Source organism: Brevibacterium sediminis, from assembly GCF_024895295.1.
Taxonomy (GTDB): domain Bacteria; phylum Actinomycetota; class Actinomycetes; order Actinomycetales; family Brevibacteriaceae; genus Brevibacterium; species Brevibacterium sediminis.
In genome coordinates, this window is the sequence record NZ_JAHQRN010000004.1 from 194,654 (window position 1) to 211,674 (window position 17,021).

15 protein-coding genes are annotated in these 17,021 nt (G+C 65.6%); 4 read left to right on the forward strand and 11 right to left on the reverse strand.

Going from position 1 to position 17,021, the window contains the following annotated elements:
• Positions 1–163: 163 nt before the first annotated feature.
• Positions 164–1,294, forward strand: a complete 1,131-nt coding sequence (locus KTJ89_RS10830; RefSeq protein ID WP_259357736.1) for a DUF418 domain-containing protein — start codon at positions 164–166, stop codon at positions 1,292–1,294.
• On the opposite strand, the gene KTJ89_RS10835 is transcribed toward KTJ89_RS10830, so the two are convergent.
• From KTJ89_RS10835 to speB, 4 genes are all read right to left on the reverse strand, one after another.
• A complete protein-coding gene (locus tag KTJ89_RS10835; RefSeq protein WP_259357737.1) occupies positions 1,275–2,951 on the reverse strand; it encodes a thiamine pyrophosphate-binding protein in 1,677 nt (558 codons plus the stop codon). The genes KTJ89_RS10830 and KTJ89_RS10835 overlap by 20 nt on opposite strands.
• Before the next feature lie 270 nt (positions 2,952–3,221).
• Positions 3,222–4,778, reverse strand: a complete 1,557-nt coding sequence (locus KTJ89_RS10840; RefSeq protein ID WP_259357738.1) for a sodium:solute symporter family protein — start codon at positions 4,776–4,778, stop codon at positions 3,222–3,224.
• A 24-nt stretch (positions 4,779–4,802) separates the two neighbouring features.
• Entirely contained in the window at positions 4,803–6,521 is a 1,719-nt protein-coding gene (locus KTJ89_RS10845; RefSeq protein ID WP_259357739.1) for a thiamine pyrophosphate-binding protein, read from the reverse strand.
• A complete protein-coding gene (gene speB, locus KTJ89_RS10850; protein ID WP_259357740.1) occupies positions 6,522–7,532 on the reverse strand; it encodes an agmatinase in 1,011 nt (336 codons plus the stop codon).
• Between the two features lie 145 nt (positions 7,533–7,677).
• Here speB and KTJ89_RS10855 point away from each other — a divergent pair, with 145 nt between their 5' ends.
• Positions 7,678–9,099, forward strand: coding sequence for a PucR family transcriptional regulator (locus KTJ89_RS10855; protein ID WP_259357741.1), 1,422 nt, complete (start codon positions 7,678–7,680; stop codon positions 9,097–9,099).
• A gap of 54 nt (positions 9,100–9,153) precedes the next feature.
• On the opposite strand, the gene KTJ89_RS10860 is transcribed toward KTJ89_RS10855, so the two are convergent.
• The 7 genes from KTJ89_RS10860 to KTJ89_RS10890 form a co-directional block, all read right to left on the reverse strand.
• Positions 9,154–10,341, reverse strand: coding sequence for a histidinol-phosphate transaminase (locus tag KTJ89_RS10860; protein ID WP_259357742.1), 1,188 nt, complete (start codon positions 10,339–10,341; stop codon positions 9,154–9,156).
• Positions 10,342–10,411: 70 nt separating this feature from the next.
• A complete protein-coding gene (locus tag KTJ89_RS10865; protein ID WP_259357743.1) occupies positions 10,412–11,197 on the reverse strand; it encodes a hypothetical protein in 786 nt (261 codons plus the stop codon).
• The gene (locus tag KTJ89_RS10870; protein ID WP_259357744.1) at positions 11,197–12,360 is read right to left on the reverse strand and encodes a vWA domain-containing protein; all 1,164 of its coding nucleotides are present in this window, start codon (positions 12,358–12,360) and stop codon (positions 11,197–11,199) included. The genes KTJ89_RS10865 and KTJ89_RS10870 overlap by 1 nt, the downstream gene beginning before the upstream one ends.
• Entirely contained in the window at positions 12,357–13,331 is a 975-nt protein-coding gene (locus KTJ89_RS10875; protein ID WP_139470366.1) for a vWA domain-containing protein, read from the reverse strand. Before KTJ89_RS10875 ends, KTJ89_RS10870 begins: the two co-directional genes overlap by 4 nt.
• Positions 13,322–13,774: a hypothetical protein gene (locus tag KTJ89_RS10880; protein ID WP_139470365.1), complete on the reverse strand. Its 453-nt coding sequence runs from the start codon at positions 13,772–13,774 to the stop codon at positions 13,322–13,324. Before KTJ89_RS10880 ends, KTJ89_RS10875 begins: the two co-directional genes overlap by 10 nt.
• Positions 13,761–14,645 (reverse strand): DUF58 domain-containing protein, encoded by an 885-nt coding sequence (locus tag KTJ89_RS10885; RefSeq protein WP_181272496.1) that lies wholly within the window; start codon positions 14,643–14,645, stop codon positions 13,761–13,763. The genes KTJ89_RS10880 and KTJ89_RS10885 overlap by 14 nt, the downstream gene beginning before the upstream one ends.
• Before the next feature lie 12 nt (positions 14,646–14,657).
• Entirely contained in the window at positions 14,658–15,653 is a 996-nt protein-coding gene (locus KTJ89_RS10890; RefSeq protein ID WP_259357745.1) for an AAA family ATPase, read from the reverse strand.
• Positions 15,654–16,355: 702 nt separating this feature from the next.
• On the opposite strand from KTJ89_RS10890, the gene nrdH reads away from it, so the two are divergent.
• Together nrdH and nrdI are read left to right on the forward strand one after the other, a co-directional pair.
• Positions 16,356–16,601, forward strand: coding sequence for a glutaredoxin-like protein NrdH (nrdH, locus tag KTJ89_RS10895; protein ID WP_025778731.1), 246 nt, complete (start codon positions 16,356–16,358; stop codon positions 16,599–16,601).
• Between the two features lie 2 nt (positions 16,602–16,603).
• On the forward strand, positions 16,604–17,017 hold the full coding sequence (nrdI, locus tag KTJ89_RS10900) for a class Ib ribonucleoside-diphosphate reductase assembly flavoprotein NrdI (protein WP_101546862.1): 414 nt from the start codon (positions 16,604–16,606) through the stop codon (positions 17,015–17,017).
• Positions 17,018–17,021: the final 4 nt, after the last annotated feature.

Genomic DNA, 17,021 nt, shown 5'->3' on the forward strand with positions numbered 1-17,021 from the left:
GCGGACTCTTCTCCCACGCTGCAGTCGCCTCACCGGCCCCAACCGCCCCAACCGCACCCACCCCGCCAGTCACGTCGGGATCAGCCGAATGGCCGACCCCGTTCGTCGATTCTCGGTCGCACGGCCGATGCGCCAGGTCATCGATCCGGGAAGGATAGAAGCCATGACACGACCTCAATCCGACACCACACGCCCTGCCGACAACGTGAGCCCTGCTGAGACGGCGAGGCTCGCCGACACCGCGCGGCCCGCAGATATCCGATCTCGACCCCGCATCGCCGCACTCGACGTCATCCGCGGGTTCGCCCTGTGCGGGATCCTGCTGGTCAACCTGCCGCCGATCTTCGGCCTCGGCGTCGAGGGTGGGGGCCTCGACTTCTACCGTTTCTACGAAGACTTCGTGCAGAACCGCTTCTTCCCGATCTTCTCGTTCCTCTTCGGAATCGGGTTCGGACTCATGTGGCTGTCCGCCCGGGATCGCAGCCACCGACCGCGTCTGGCTCTGCTGCGCCGGTTCGCCTTCCTCGGCATCCTCGGTGGGCTCCATCAGCTCCTCGAACCCGGCGAGGCGCTGCTTCCATATGCGCTCGCCGGGATCGTCTTTCTGCTGCCGGCCACGTGGATCGCCGACCGGTGGCGGAACGTCGTCACCGCGATCCTCGGCGTCGTTCTGCTCATCGCCGGAGTGGCCACCGGAGGCGGAATGGCCGTCATCCCCGGACTCTTCCTGCTCGGCTTCGCCATCGGCGGCAGCGATTTCCTCCGATCCGTCCTCAACCGCCCGGGACGAGTCGCGATCGCCGGTGGTTTCGCACTGATCGTGACGGTCGTCGGCTTCTCCGTGACGGACTATACGACCCGTCACGTTGACCAGTGGATCAATGCCGGCCTGGGCCTGTGTATGGCCCTGACCTATATCGTCGCCATCCTGCTGCTCCTGCGCACCCCCGCCGAGGCGGTCCTGAAGTCCGTATTCGCACCGCTGGGTCGCATGGCGCTGAGCAATTACGTCGGCGCCACTGTCATCCTCGTGATCGTGCGGCTGACAGCGCCCGATCTCGCCCGGTTCGACGACCGCGGCGGATACATCGCCGGACTCGTCATCTGCGCCGCGATCATCATCGTTCAGGTCGTCGTCTCAACTCTGTGGCTGAGCCGTTTCGGACAGGGCCCGCTGGAGAAGCTGTGGCGCCTCGTCACCTGGGGCCGGTCGGCACAGCAAGACCAGTGTCTGAACCAGGGCCGCCACCAGCTGCGCAACCGGCCGGGCGCCTTCACGAGTTCACCCGGATGACCTCTTCTTGGTACGGTGCGATGACCTCGTCGGAGATCCGCAGGTCGAGGAGCAGGAAAGGCCGTTCGTCTACTGGGCGGGACTTCCACTCCTCAACCACGGCGAGATCGCTCAGGGTGCGGACGGCGACCCCGTGCCCACCAGCTGCTGTGGCGAGGGCCGCGAAATCGATCTCGTCGATGAGCATGGGCGACTTCTCCAACCCCTTGAGCCCGTACAGGTTGACCTCGGCACCGTAGGCCGCGTCATTGAAGACCACGGCCAGACCGCGACCGCCGGCCACCCGGATCGCGGTGTCGAGGTCGGACAGTGCCATGGCTCCGCCGCCGTCACCGGTGGTGAGCACGATCGTCGAGTCCGGGTTCGCGCGGGCGGCCCCGGCGACGCTGTGCCAACCGAGTCCGATCGATTGGAAGGCGGTGCCGACCATCGCCAGCCGGTCGGGTGCACTGGGCTCCCAGAACATGTTCGCCCAGGCGATGAAATGTCCGCCGTCGGAGACGACGACCCGATCCTCGGGCAGAACCTCGCCGAGGCGGTTCGCCGCCGCACGCGGATCGAGCCGACCATCGTCGGCGAGCTCCGACCCGACGACGTAGGCACGGTCGGCAGCGGTGTCGACGGAATCGTGCCAGCGTGCGTCGGCACTGTCCGAACCCCCAGCACTGCCTGCGCCGGTCGCCGCCAGGCGCGCGATGAGTTCGGCGGCGGCGAGTTTCGCATCGGCTCGGATGAAGCCGCCGACTCGAGCATTCGTGGCACGGTCGTCGGTGTCGATCTGCCATACCGTCGTCGAGGGATGGAAGAGGTCTCCGAAACGCATGGTGAACTGATTGAGCGAGGCTCCGAAGACCACGGCCACATCGGCCTCGCGGACGCGCTCCATCGCTGCCGGGGCACCGAATCCGCCGGCGACTCCCAAATCGTGTTCGGCAGCCGGGAAGATGTTGCGTCCCAGCGCAGTCGTCACGGTGAGTGCTCCCGTGATGTCCACGAGTTCACCGAGTTCGGACTCGGCTCCGGCCAACCAGGCACCGCGGCCGGCGAGCAGCAGAGGTCGTTTCGCTCCAGACAGATCGGCGGCAAGGCGATCAAGAGCCGCATGTGCGAATTCGCCGGTCGGTGCCATCGGCGAGGGACGACTGGGGCCGGGCACAGCCGGGATCTCACCGAGGTCCAGAGTCGCGACATCGTAGGGGATGGCCAGGACGACGGGCACTCGGTAGGTCAGCGCATGCTCGATGGCGGTCACGGTGGCTGCGGCGGCATCGACCCGACCGACGGTGTAGGTGCGCACACCCACGGCGGAGGCCATGGCGATCTGGTCGACGTCCCATGGTCGGGGACCGGATGTGGGCTCATCCCCGACGACGAGGACGAGGGGAACCCGGGCTTGTGCCGCCTCGGCGAGGGCGGTGAGCGTATTCGTGAACCCCGCACCATACGTGGTGGTGGCCGCGGCGATCCGCACGGAGGTGCGGAAGTGGGCGTCGGCGGCGACGACGGCTCCGGCTTCGTGGCGGACGGCGGTGTAGGTTGCCGAGGTGTTACGCAGCAGGGCGTCGAGGAAGTAGGCATTGCCGTTGCCCATGAGGCCGAAGACCTCGTCGATGTGGGCGGCAAGGGTGTGCGCGACGTGCGCGGAGGTATGAGCCATGGCTGGCCTTTCGCGAATGAGATATGGAAATGAGGGATCCATATATGTCTCACACGCGCGGTTTGCGGCTTCGTGCTCCTTTTTCGAGCACCGGCTGATGTGCCGCTCGCCCTGGGCACCCATTTCCGGGGGCTGCCGTGGGCGGCTCAGCCTGACTCTTCGAATATAGGTGACTCTGGTCTGAGACACCAAGTCGAGCGAGGTCCTAGAACTACCTGACGGCGGCTCAGCAACCTCGCGCGAGGTTGCTGAGCCGCCGTCAGGTAGCAATTAGCGGGTGATGCGTTCCTTCCAGGCGGCCATGACCTCGGGCGAGGTCGGCTTCGACGCGAAGGACCCGACGAGGTAGCCGACCAGCGAGGCGATGAGGCCCAGGTAGATGGCCTCGTTGGCGTAGATGCCCGCCACGATCATGACGACCACGGTGGTCACGGCGCCGAGGATCATGCCGGCCATGACGCCGACGATCGTTCCGCGCTTGAACACGAGACCGCCGAGGATCGGGATGAACAGACCGGCCACCAGCAGGTTGTAGGCCACGGTGAGCGCCTCGACGACGCTGGGCATGATCATCGCGAGCACCAGCGTGACGACGCCGAGCACGATGAGGTAGATGCGCGAGTCGCGGATCTCATCTCCGGTCTCGCGCACCAGCGATCGCACGAGCGTCGACTTCGCACCCGAGCCGGATTCCGAGCCGGAAATGCCGGACGCACTCGCCGAGGCGTCCGATCCAGCCGTCGCCGCATCCTTCGCACCGGCTCCCGCACCGACGCCGTCGCCGCGTTCAGGAACGATGTCCTTGCGGGCGAGGATCGGTTCGACGATGTCCTGACGGCAGACGGTCGAGGCGGCCATGAGCGAGCCCGAGGCCGTCGACATCATCGCGGCCAGGGCCGCAGCGAGCACGATTCCGGCGAGCACCGGAGACATCGAGGCATCGACGACGGCGACGAACACATCGTCCTGGACTTCGATGCCGGGCACGATCTTCGTCGCGGCCATGCCGATGAGCGCACCGGCGACAGCGTAGAGCAGGCAGTAGACGCCGGCGGAGAAGCCGCCCCACCTGGCCACACCCGGGCTGCGGGCGGTGAACACGCGCTGCCAGATGTCCTGGCCGATGAGCAGTCCGAGGGTGTAGATGAGGATGTAGCCGAGGATTGCCTCCCAGCCGATGCCCACCGGTGAGGTGTGCGATTCGGGCAGCGAGGAGAACAGCTCGGAGATGCCTCCGGACTTCGAAAGCACGATGGGCAGCATGATGAGGAAGATGCCGATCGTCTGGATGAAGAACTGCACGAAGTCCGTCAGCGTGATCGACCACATGCCGCCGAGCATCGAATAGAGGATGACGATGCCGCCGCCGATGAGCACCGACCACACCTTGTTGAGATCGAACAGGGCATGGAAGACCGTGGCGTAGGCGACCGTCGACGTCGTCGAGATCATCAGACCGTAGGCGGTCATGATCGCTCCGGAGACGAAACGGGAGCCCTTGCCGTAGCGGAGTTCGAGCATCTGCGAGACCGTGTAGATCTCGAGCTTCTGAATCTTCGGAGCGAAGAACAGCGAGAGCGCGATGATGCCCAAGCCGATCGCGAACACGAGCCACATTCCCGACAGCCCGGCCGTGTAGCCGAGGCCGACTCCGCCGATCGTCGACGCGCCGCCGAGGACGACGGCCGACATCGTGCCGGTGTACAGCAGTCCGCCGAGACGGCGCCCTGCGACCAGGAAGTCCTCCTGGTTATGGGCCTTGAACCGGCCCCAGACTCCGAATCCCACCATGGCGGCGAGATAGATGATGACTACCAAAGAGTCCACAGCGACCCTTTCTGTTGGATCGGCTCAGTGACCGACGGTGATGTGAATGGCGGTGGGAACGGTGCGATCGAGCGCTTCGGCGATGGCTTGCGGCAGAGCGGAATCGATGTCCGCTTCGGCGATCGTCACCCCGGCCCCGCCCATGGACTCACCGAGTTTCGCGAAGTCCGGACGGGCGAGTCTGACAGCGAAGGGTTCGATGTTGCGCTCGACCATCTGACCTTCGATCTCCGCATATCCGCCGTTGTCGACGATGACGAAGGGAATGCCCAGCCCCAGCTCGGCCGCGGTCATGAGCTCCTGGATGGAGAACATGGCCGCACCATCGCCGAGGATGCACACGACCGGTCGCGCAGGGTCGGCGACCTTCGCTCCGAGGGCGGCGGGAATGCCGTAGCCCAAAGTGGCGAATCCCGGCATGTAGAGCAGCTGATCGGGTGTGCTCGCCGTCAGCGCGTGCACCGTGCCGTCGTAGGTGACCTGCGAGGAGTCACCGGAGATGACGACGGTCGACCCTGCACCTTCTTCGACGAGCCGGGTGACTCGGGCGCCGATCGCCTCGAAGTCGAAATCGGTGGCCCAGGTCTCTCGGATCCGGGCGACCCGATCGGCCCCGGATTCCTTCGCCGAGGCGGCCGATCCGTGTCGTTCGGACGATTCCGTTCCGTCATCTTTCGCCGAGGCGGCGCTGGCCGAGGCGGCGCTGTCGTTTCCGATTCCGAGCGCGTTCATGAGCGCGGTGAGGAACTCGGAAGTGTCCGCGCATGCGAGGACATCCCCGGGCAGGTTCTTGTTCAGCTGGTCGGGGTCGATATCGCAGCGGATGACGGTCTGCTCGGCAGACTCATCACGCACACCGATGCTCGTCTGTGCTCCGATGACCCCGCCCCACAGGTCGGAGTCGGCCAATTCGGAGCCGAGCACGATGAGCACATCGGCCGCCGCGGATTCGGCCTGCACGCTGGGGAAGCGCACATTCGAACCCAACGACAGAGGGTGCGTTTCGGACACGATGCCCTTGCCGTTGGCCGTCGTCGCCAGGGGAGCGTCGAGGGCCTCGATGAGACGGGCCACCTCGGCGTGGGCGCCCCTGGCACCGCCGCCGGCGATGATCAGCGGACGCTTCGCCGCACGGATCGCCTCGGCGGCGCGGGCCACCACATGATCATCGAGTCCGGGACGGCGACCCGCGAACGGGACCGGAACGCTTCCGTTCCATGCGCCCTCGAGCACGTCGAGGGGAACCTCGATATGCACGGGTCCGGGACGGGCCGAGTCGAACATGGCGAACGCCTCGGCGACGGCCTGGGCTGCACCTTCGGCGGTGCGGGTGCGCTGGGAGGACACGAGGAGGTGGCCCACCGCACCGGAGGAGTCCTTCGTCTCGTGCAGCATGCCGACGTCGGCGCGCTCGAACCCGGTGGGCACACCGGGAGAGAGGATGAGCATCGGTCGGGACTCGGCATAGGCGGTCGCGGCGGCGGTGATGACGTTCGTCAGCCCCGGCCCCGAGGTCGTGATGACGACCCCGGGTTTGCCGGAGACGAGGAAGTACCCGTCGGCACCGTAGCCGGCACCCTGCTCGTGGCGGGGAGTCACGGCGCGGATCCCGAACTCCGGCAGATGCCGGTAGAACTCGAGGTTGTGCGTGCCGGGAATGCCGAAGATCGTGTCGACTCCATGGGCGGCCAGAGTCGCGACGACCGCGCGACCGCCGTTGCGGACGTTCTGTTCGGTGCTCATTCAGACTCCGAGAGCATCGCCGGCGGGCCCGGAGGGAGCGTTCACGCCGTTGTTCTCCGCCGCCCAGAGGGACAGGACCTCGTAGCCGACATGAGCGGCGGCGAGTCCGGTGACTTCGGCATGGTCGTAGGCGGGGGCGACTTCGACGATCTCGGCGCCGACGACATTGAGTCCCTGGAGCCCGCGGATCGAGTTGAGCAGCTCACGGCTGGTCATTCCACCTGCCTCGGGGGTGCCGGTGCCGGGTGCGGCCGCCGGATCGAGGACGTCGATGTCGACGGACAGGTAGACCGGAGCGTCGCCGAGGCGACCCCGCATCCGGGCGACGACGTCCTGGACGGAGGTGAACTGATATTCGTCGCTGCGGATGATCTGGAAGCCGAGCACCTCATCATCCTCGAGGTCCTTCTCCCCATAGAGGGGACCGCGGATGCCGATGTGCATCGAAGCGGTCATGTCGATGAGGCCCTCTTCGCTGGCGCGGCGGAAGGGAGTGCCGTGGGTGTAGGGCGCACCGAAGTAGGTGTCCCAGGTGTCCAGGTGCGCATCGAAGTGGAGCACGGCGATCTTGCCGTGCGTCTTGTGCAGCGAGCGCAGGTTCGGCAGGGCCAGGGTGTGATCCCCGCCGAGGGTGAGCAGCTTGGCCCCGTCGGCGCGCATGGCGTCGGCGTTGGCCTCGACGGTGGTGATGGCCTCTTCGATGTCAAAGGGATTGACGCCGAGGTCACCGCAGTCGGCGACCTGCTGCCAGGTGAACGGGTGGACGTTCGTGGCCTGGTTGTAGGGGCGCAGCAGCTTCGAGGACTGGCGGATGTGAGCAGGTCCGAAGCGGGCACCGGGACGGTAGCTGACGCCGGCGTCGAAGGGAATGCCGATGACCTTGACGTCGATCTTCTCGCCGGGACGCTCGGCTTCGACTTCGTCGATGCGCGGCAGCAGTCCAAACGTCGGGGGTCCTGCGTAGCGGGGTGTCTTGCTGTAGTCGGCTGGGCCGAGCGGCTGAGACGTCACTGGCTTGCTCCTTCGTCGTAGCGGCTGACCCGACCCGAACGGGCCGGAGGTGATGCCCTCAGCCTAGGACGTGGGTCACACAACACCGATATCCGTAGGGGAGCATTTGAAACCACTACTGTCCAGAATGGATAGAATCGGGTGCATGGTCACCTTGGAACAGATCTGGTCACGCGCAGAACTCGCGCTCGAAGTCATCGTCGATCCGCCCACCGCAGCGGAGCAGAACGTCACGATCGTGCACTCCTCGGAGCTGCCGGAGGTCGACGAATGGCTTGCCGGCGGTGAGGTGCTGCTGACGATCGGGGTCGGTCAGGACCTCGGCGGGGACACGGTCGGGGACTATGTGCGCCGCCTCAAGGCTGTCGGCGTGCATGCGCTCGGCATCGGGCTGGGCTCCGACCTGCCGTGGCAGCGGGTTCCGCCGAAGCTCGTCGCCGCCGCGCGGGAGGCGGGGCTGGCGCTGTTCGGCGTGCCCGAGCCGGTTCCGTTCGTCGCCGTCGTCGATGCCTTCACCCGGATGCGTGAGGCCGAGACCAACCGAGAGCTGACCCGGGCGAGCAGCGCCGCCCGCCGTTTCGCAACCGCATTGGCCGGGGAGGGGCCTGCGGCGCTTGTGGCCGATCTGGCAGAGACGCTGAAGGCTCCGGTCCGGTTCGTCTCGCCGACCGGCAGGGCGTTGAGCGGTGACGACGCCGAGGAAGACGTGCGTTCGGCACTCATCGAGGAGTCATTGAAGCCGACGTCGGGGCCTCGCCTGATCCGCACCGGTTCGCGGATCGTCGAGGCCGTTCCGATCGGAGGTGATCATCCGCTCGGGTGGATCCTCACCCCCGCCGAGGCAGCCGGATCTCCGAAGACGCGTGCCCTGCTGCTGTCGACCGCCTCGGCGCTGTTGGCGATGTCGTTGGCGGATCTGCCCGTTCCCTCCGGTCGCGCGCTGCTCTTCGACGCCGATCTCAGTGACGACGAAGCACGTGGGGAGTGGACCCGGGTGACGGGGTTGGCACCGGTGGCGACGGTGGGGATGCGCATCTTCGGCGGTGTCCGTGGGGACTCCGCCGAACGCCTCATCGCCGATATCGTCGGTCGGAGCCTGCTCACTCGCACCGGTTCGCTGCTCGGGGTGGTCGGGGCGCAGGAACGCGGACTCGATGAGCTGGTGACGCGGGCCGCCGAGGTCACCGGCCTGGACGTGCTTGCGGAGAAGAGGCTGCCGTTGGGTCAGCTCCATCACACGTGGATGCTGTGGCGGACCCAGCACGAGTCCGAGGCCTCCGAGGTCAGGGCGCTGCTGTCGGCGGTCGATGAGGAGGCTGCCGACCGATTCGTCGATCGGGTTCTCGGCGAGCTCTTTCGGGCCCGCGGTGGTCAGGAGCTGTTGGAGACTCTCCGGGCCTTCATCGCCGCGTCCGGGGCACGCGAGCGCATCGCCGCCGAGTTGGGAGTCCACCGGCATACGGTGCGGGCGCGGTTGGCGAAGATCGAGAAGCTGCTCGGCCGGGACCTCTCTCGTGCCGAAACGCTGCAGGCGGTGTCGTTGGCACTCGAACTCGCTGAACTCTAGGCACACCTCTCACCGACCGCTCGGCACGGTGTGCTGCGCGGCGGTGCTCTCCGCTCAGTCCTCGAAGTGTTCGATGCGGAAGCGTTCGGCGATCTCAAGCACTCGGGCGAGGGCTTCGTCTTCGCCGATGCTGATGCGCACACCGGCCCCGAGGTTGCGCACCGCCACGGCCTGTTCGACGCAGGCATCTTCGAAGGCACCAGACTTTTCACCCAACGGCAGCCAGACATAGTTCGCCTGTGCTTCGGGTACCTCCCAGCCCTGTTCGCGCAGTGCAGCTGCGAAGGCATCGCGGGTCTGTGCGATCTCGCCGGCCCGCTCGAGCACTTCGTCCCAATGATTGAGGGATTCGAGGGCGGCGGCCTGGCTGAGATCGGTGACGCCGAAGGGGATGACGGCCTTGAGCAGTCCTTCGATGACCGGCGGACGGGCGACGGCGTAGCCGACACGCAGCCCGGCGAGTCCGTGTGCCTTGGAGAAGGTGCGGAGCAGAACGAGATTCGGATAGTCGCGGACAAGACCGAGTCCATCGGCTCGCCCGGGTTCGGTGGCGAACTCCCAGTACGCTTCGTCAAGGGCGACGAGAACGTGGTCAGGCACCTTATCGAGGAAGGCGCGGACCTCGTCGTCGCGCAGCACCGGGCCGGTCGGGTTGTTCGGTGAGCACAGGATGATGAGACGGGTGTCTTCGGTGATCGCCGCCGCCATCGCGTCGAGGTCGTGGCGACCCTCGGCCGTCAGCGGCACTTCGCGGCGGGTGGACCCGACGAGCCCGGTGGTCTGCGGATACATCTCGAACGACGGCCACGGATAGATCGCCTCGGTGGTGGCGTCCGAGGTGATCTGGGTCAGCGCGACGAGCAGTTCGCTGGCACCGGTGGTGACGACGAGCTGATCCAGTCCGACACCGAGGCGGTCGGCCAGTCCCTGGCGCAGCGCCAGTGCCGCGTCGTCGGGGTAGAGCGCGGGGTTCGTCGCGTGAGCGACCATGGTTTCGAGCACTGCCGGCAGGGGAGGCAGGAAGTTCTCGTTCGAGGAGAGTTTGAACGACTCGAGACCCTCGACCTGGCGGGGAGGCTTGCCCGGAATATAGGGCGGGAAGGTCTCCAGAGCGGCCCGCAGTCGCGGTGACGGTGCCGAGGGAGCGGACGCCGAAGCGGTGGAGCCGGATGCGCTCGAGGACGAAGTCCCGGGCGCGGAGGTGGACGCAGAATCTGAAGCAGCGGGGTCGGAGACGTTCATGGACTCATGATGTCACAGCGGATCAGCGCTGCCACCACGCCCCGGAGTGATCAGACGGCCTCGACGAGGATCACCAGGGTTTCTCCGGGGTCGACCGTCCTCCCTCGCCGCCGGGACCCTGCTGTTGCTGCTGTCGTTCGGAGTCCTCGCGGCGCTTCTCCAGCTCGTCCCGCTTCTTCTCACGTTCGGACTTGCCTGAGGAATCGTCCGACTTCTCCTCATCTTCCCCGGGATCCTGGCTTTCATCTCCGGAGGATTTCTCGTCCCCGGAGTCCTTCTCCTGCGAGTCCTCGTCCTCGGACTCGCTGTCGTCGGTTCCCTCTTCCTTGGCTTGCCCGCCCTGCTTCTTGTCCTCGACGCGTTCCTTCGCCTGGCTGCTCTTCTGCTTCTCTTCGCTCTTCTTCGGCTGGCATTCCTCGGGCGCGTCTTCGAGGGTCTTCAGTGACCGGTCGTAGAGTTCCTGCGACTGGTCGGGGTCCTGGGAGGCGATCTGATCTGCCTGCTTCTCATAGACAAAGGACAGGTTGATCCGCACAGCACATTCGGCCGAGGTCGGAGCGATCTCCAAGGCGGCTTCGAGATCGGTCTGGGCAGCGTCGTAGTCGCCGACGGCCGCCTCGGCGGTGCCGCGGTTGAAGTAGCCGATATGGCGTTGGAACGGGCTGACCCGTAGGAACGCCGTCGCCGCCTTCTTGGCACCGGGGAAGTCATTCGAGGTGTATCTGACCTGCGAGGCTGTTCCGAAGTATGTGGCCATGGCGATATAGCCGAACACCAGGGCGAATATCGTGCCGAGGATGAGGTTGATCTTCGTGATCCGACGCAGCCGTGACCACAGATTCTGCAGGCGGTTCATCACGGACCTCCCTGGTAGGGCACCGGCTGGTAGGGAACCGATCCGCTGGGACCGGGTGGGCCTCCGGGACCAAACGGACCTCCGGGACCGGGTGGGCCGCCTCGGCGAGGGCGCTTGGGGGTGATCGCCTTGAGGCGAAGGTATTCGCGGACTCCGAAGACGAGCTCCACGGCGATCCACGCGAAGACGAGGATGAGCGGGACCCAATAGTATTCGTCGACGGTGACCCGGCCGTCCTTCTTCACCAGGGCCTGATCGTATTTCGGGGCGGTGTAGACGCTGGAGATCGCGCCGTTTCCGTCCCGGTGGTGGTAGTCGACGCCGAGGTCCGAGGCGATCTGGCGCAGGTTGCCCTCGTCGATCTTCGAGATCCCCGGATTGCCGTTGCGGTCCTGGATGTACTCGGGAGGTGCCTGATCGTCATCTGGGTCATCGGGGTCACCGATTCCTGGGGCATTGCCGGGATCGCCGACACCGGACCCGTAGCCGAACGGCCGGCTGTCGCGCATCTTCCCGCCTTGACCGGTGCCGTATCCGAAGACGGCGCCGCTGTCGATGCGGGAGGCGAAGGGCGACCACGACTCCGGATTCTCCGATACGGTCTGCTCACCGTCGCCGAAGTAGAACACGACGTTCTTGTTCTCCGGACGGTCCTCATCGTTCGAGGTCATCCGCTTATCGAGCTCCTCACCGGCCTCGGTGATCGATGAACCTCTGGAATTCATGGATGATTCGGGTTCGAGGACGTCGACGGCGGAGGCGAAGGCGGCGTGGTCGGTCGTCAGCGGCATCACGGTGGCTGCGGTCGAAGCGAAGGTGATGATGCTCAGCCGGGTGCCGGGGAATGCGTCGGCGAGTTCGAGCATGTCCTTCTTGACCCCCTCGAGGCGGGTGTCGTCCCCGTCGAAATCCTCGGCGGCCATCGACGTCGTGACGTCGACGACGAAGTACACATCGGCTCGTGCCTCGTACTCCTCGGTCGAGGATTTGATGGGGATCCCGGGGCGTGCCAGTGCTATTGCGAGCACGGCGACGACACCCATGCGGGCGAACCACTTCCAGCGTGCTCCGTCGACGCGGATGGCGGGGATGATGCACACGGTGAGCAGGGCGAGGACGATGAAGCCCCAGCCGAACCAGGTGAAGACGGGATCGAAGATCATGATTTCGTCCTCCACGCCAGTACGAACACTCCGGCGAGGCCGAAGACGGCGAGTGCGAGCGGAACCACCGGCATATCGTGGACGATCGTGTACGAACGGCCGGGGGTGTTCGCCGCTTCCTGGCTCTGGATCTCCTCGACGATGCGGTCGATCGTCGAGGCCGAACCCATGTCGAACTGTTCGCCGCCGGTACGGTCGGACACGGATCGCAGCTCCTTCGTCTGAGTGGTCGTCAGCACCGAGGGAGGGGAGAGGCTGTAGACGCGGACCTTCGCGTCGACGGCGATATCGGCGGCTTCGTTGAGCTCGAAGAGCGGCTCACCGGCGAGCATATTGTCCGTGGCGAAGATGATCGACCGGGACCGGTCCTCGTCCTGCCGGTCGAAGTTGTCGACGCAGCTGACGAGTCCGTCGCCGATGAGTGAGGAGCCGCCGATGTTCGGGGGCGACGTCGACCACGAGTAGTCGGTGCCCTCTGCGCCCCAGGTGCGGAACCCCTCCTCGGCCTCGGCGAGGTAGTTCTGGACCATATCGTAGTCGTCTGTGAGCGGGAATGCGGAGACCGCGGTGGCATTGAAGACGGTCAGGCCGATGCGTTCGCCGTCGAAGCGGTCGACGAGTTCCTGGTAGGACTCGAGCAGATCGGCATCGTAGCCGAGCATCGACCCGGATACATCGAGGCAGAGCATGACATCGCGCATCTTCCGCTCCGGGTTGACTGTCTCCACCCAAGCCGGACGTGCGACTCCCGCCAGTGCCGACAGCCCGGTGAGGACGATGACTCCGAGGAGGGCGACCGTGGTCACCAGTCGTCTGCGCATGGCCCTGCGGAAACTCGGCAGGCTCGTCATCCGTCCGCTGTGGGCCACGGCCAAAGAGGACTCCGTCGACTTCGGACGGCGGAACCAGAAGACTGCGGCTGCGGCGAGGGCCAGCAGGATGAGCGCCAGCCACCAGAACATCAGGACCATCGCGCCACCAACTTCCGGGCCTCGGCGATCTGAGGCTGCAGACCGGCCGGTTCGGCCTCGGCGAACTCCGCCTCGTAGAGGCCGAGCAGGCACTGCGCGAGGTCGTCGAGACCGGCGACTGCCGCATCGCGGTAGGTCAGGTGCTCGGCTTTGACGCCCCAGGCGTCATGGGCGAATTCGCGCACGATCGTCGCCAGCTGCTGTGCCGATTCGCGCACGTCCGCTGATTCTGCGGTCAGTCCCGTTTCCACGGCGCTGATGCGGGAGAGGTAGGTGCTGCGCACGGGAATCGGGATGCGCGGTCCGTCCGCTGCGGTGACTCCGGCGGCGGCGCGGAAGAGAGGGGCGAAGAGGTTTCCGCACGCCAGCAGCAGGACGAAGCAGGCTGCCACGTACCACGCCGGTGAGACCTCCAGGGGCCCGATGAGTTCAGCGGGGCCCACGGCGGTGCCTCAGCAGAAGAGTGTGCAGTCGGCCGAGGGCCGACTTCGGATGGTCGATTTCGATGTGGGCGATGCCCAGCTTGGCGAGAAGGTCGATGCGCTGCTGACGGCGGGCCGCCTCGGCGAGGGCGAATTCCTGTCGGACCTCGGGTTTCGTCATCACCGAGGTCGGCAGTCCATGGTCGGGTCGGGCGACGTCGAACGGCGCCGAGGCGGACGGCAGTCCTGCGAGGTCCGCGTCGGTGATCGTGATCCACAGGACCTCATGTTGGGCGCGCAGCCGACGGATCGTCGCTTCGGCCTCCGGTCCCAGCGGAGCCTGATCGGAGATGACGACCAGCAGCATCCGATGGTTGATATGGCTGGTGATCCACTGCAGCTGGGTGTTGATCGACCCGGGGGAGTCGCTGCCGGTCTCGGCGAGGATCTGCTGTAGGAGATGCTCGAGGTGGGCCTCGCTGCCTTTCCGCGGTGAAGCGGTGGTGTGACCGGCGTTTCCGTGGATGAGCATGACGTCGTCGGCGTGGCGGACGGCGAGGTAGCCGACCATCCCCGCCATGAGGATGGCCAGGTGGCGTTTATCGGCTCCGGCGGAGGTCACGGCGTCGAAGTTCCGGGAGGTGTCGACGACGAGGCCGAGGATGTGCCGACGGTGGGCGACATAGCGTTTGACCAGGGGCTCTGTGTGCCTGGCCGTGGCTTTCCAGTCGATGTCGCGGATCTCGTCACCGGGGATGTAGTCGCGCAGATCGTCGAAGTCGAGGCTGTGGCCGTGGAAGACCGAGGAGTAGTCGCCGTCGAGGAGGCGCCGGGTCCGCCGATGGGCGTGGATGGTCATCCGCGCCTTGATTCGGTTGAGCAGGACAGTCATCGCGGCAGCCGATCAGGGAGTGGGCACTGCCATGAGGAGGGCATCGACGATCTGGGCGCTCGTGATGTTCTCGGCGGCGGCTTCGAAGTTGAGTTGGATGCGGTGGGCCAGCACTCGGTGGGCGAGGTCCTTGATGTCTTCGGGGATGACGTAGTTGCGGCCGCGGATCATCGCCAGCGCCCGGCCGGCGTTCGTGAACGCGATGGAGGCACGTGGGCTGGCTCCGTATTCGATGAACGGGGCGAATCGGCCGAGGTACTTCGTCGTATTGCGGGTGGCGTGGACGAGTTCGACGAGGTAGCGGGTGATGGCCGGGTCGATGTAGACGGTGCGGGCGTAGCTCTGCATGGTCACGACATCGTCGAGCGAGCAGGCCGGATCGGGCACCGAGTCCTTGTCGAAGACCCCGGAGTCGAGGCGGGAGAGGATCTCGACCTCTTCGCCGGGGCTCGGGTGGGTGAGCAGGTCCTTGATCATGAACCGGTCGAGCTGGGCTTCGGGCAGCTGGTAGGTGCCCTCCTGCTCGATCGGGTTCTGCGTGGCCATGACGAGGAAGGGGCGGGGGAGTTCGAAGCGTTTGCCGCCGATCGTCGTCTGCTTCTCCTGCATGGCCTCGAGCATCGCCGACTGGGTCTTCGCCGACGACCGGTTGATCTCATCGAGGAGGACGATGTTCGCATGCACAGGACCGAGCACGGTGTTGAACGACCCCTCGTGTGCGTTGTAGATCTGCGAGCCGATGATGTCGGCCGGCAGCAGATCCGGGGTGCACTGGATGCGGGAGAACTTGCCGTCCACGGCATTGGCCAGAGCCGCGGCCGCCGTGGTCTTCGCCAGCCCCGGCACGCTCTCCAGCAGCAGATGACCGCTGGAGAGAAGTCCGATGAGCAGGGATTCGCGCAGGCGCTGCTGCCCGACGACGAAATGGTCGAGGTAGGACTCCAGAGCCTTGAGGATCGTCTGTGCGTGCGCGATCTCCTGCGTGTTCGCCGGTGCCGTTGCCGTCATGGTCCCTCAGTCTCTCGGTGTCACTGGTGCATCGATGCCACGTGTCTTTCGGTGTCACTGTGGTCGTTCAGCCACGCCGTCTGATGCGTTTCTGTGGTCTCCAGCATATTGGCTGGCACTGACACGCGACAGCCGAGAACGTTGCAGTGCTGACACACAGAGCAGTGCTGTGCCCGACGTGCGTCCGTCCGCCACCTGCCATTCACAGCGCGGCCATCTCATGTCAGGACCGGGCTGTAGCGTCGATGGAACCGACGGACGGATGTGAGGAGGTGCTGTGATGATCGCCTCTGCCTCGACGTGATCGGTGCCGCACTAAGGAGTTCGGAATCGTCGGTCGTGGACTCCGCGACATGCCCACAGGCAAAAATTTTTTCTGTGGAAAGCGGTGGAAAACGGAGGTGGAGAACGGGTCGAAAATCGGCCCTGAAGCCGCCGATCCCAGCGTCCGCGCAGGTGATCGAACTACATGATTGTCGTTCACAGCCTGTGGACGATTGTGGACGGTGATGACACAGGGTGTGGAACCTGCAAATGACACTGGTGTAACACTGGATATAGGGGTAAGGTCTAACCCGAACACAACATCTAGTGGTCACCCCTGAGCCTGCGCCTCGTGATATTCATCATGATCGAGCAGTTGACGGGACACGGTCACAGCCATCAGAATGCCGAACTGCACAGCAGAATGAAGGAGTCGTCATGATCACCGTGTACACCAAGCCAGCTTGCGTCCAGTGCAACGCCACCTACCGTGCTCTCGACGCCAAGGGCCTGAAGTACAAGTCGGTGGATCTCAGCGTCGACGAGAACGCCCTCGACGTCGTCAAGGCCATGGGTTACATGCAGGCTCCCGTCGTCGTCACCGACAACGATCACTGGTCGGGCTTCCGTCCGGACAAGATCGCCACCCTGACCGGCGAACAGTCTGCGTCCGTCGTGGCCTGACAATGCTGCTGGTCTACTTCTCCGCCAACTCCGAGTACACGCACCGCTTCGTCGCGAAGCTGCGTCACCCGGCAGTGCGGTTGCCGACGTTGACCAAGGAGCCGACGCTGCGAGTGGATGAGCCATTCGTTCTCGTCACCCCCACCTATGGGGCCGGTCGCAATCGCGGGGCTGTTCCCAAACAAGTCATCAAGTTCCTCAATGTCGAAGAGAACCGGCGCCATCTGGTCGGTGTCATCGGCGCCGGAAACACGAACTTCGGCATGGACTACTGCCGCGCGGCCTTCAAGGTCGCGGCAAAGTGTCAAGTACCCCTCATGTATCGAGTCGAACTCCTGGGCACTCAGGAAGATGTCGACGCTGTCAACCTAGGATTGGACAAACTGTGCGCGAGCTCGCTGAAGACCGCAATGTAGAGGA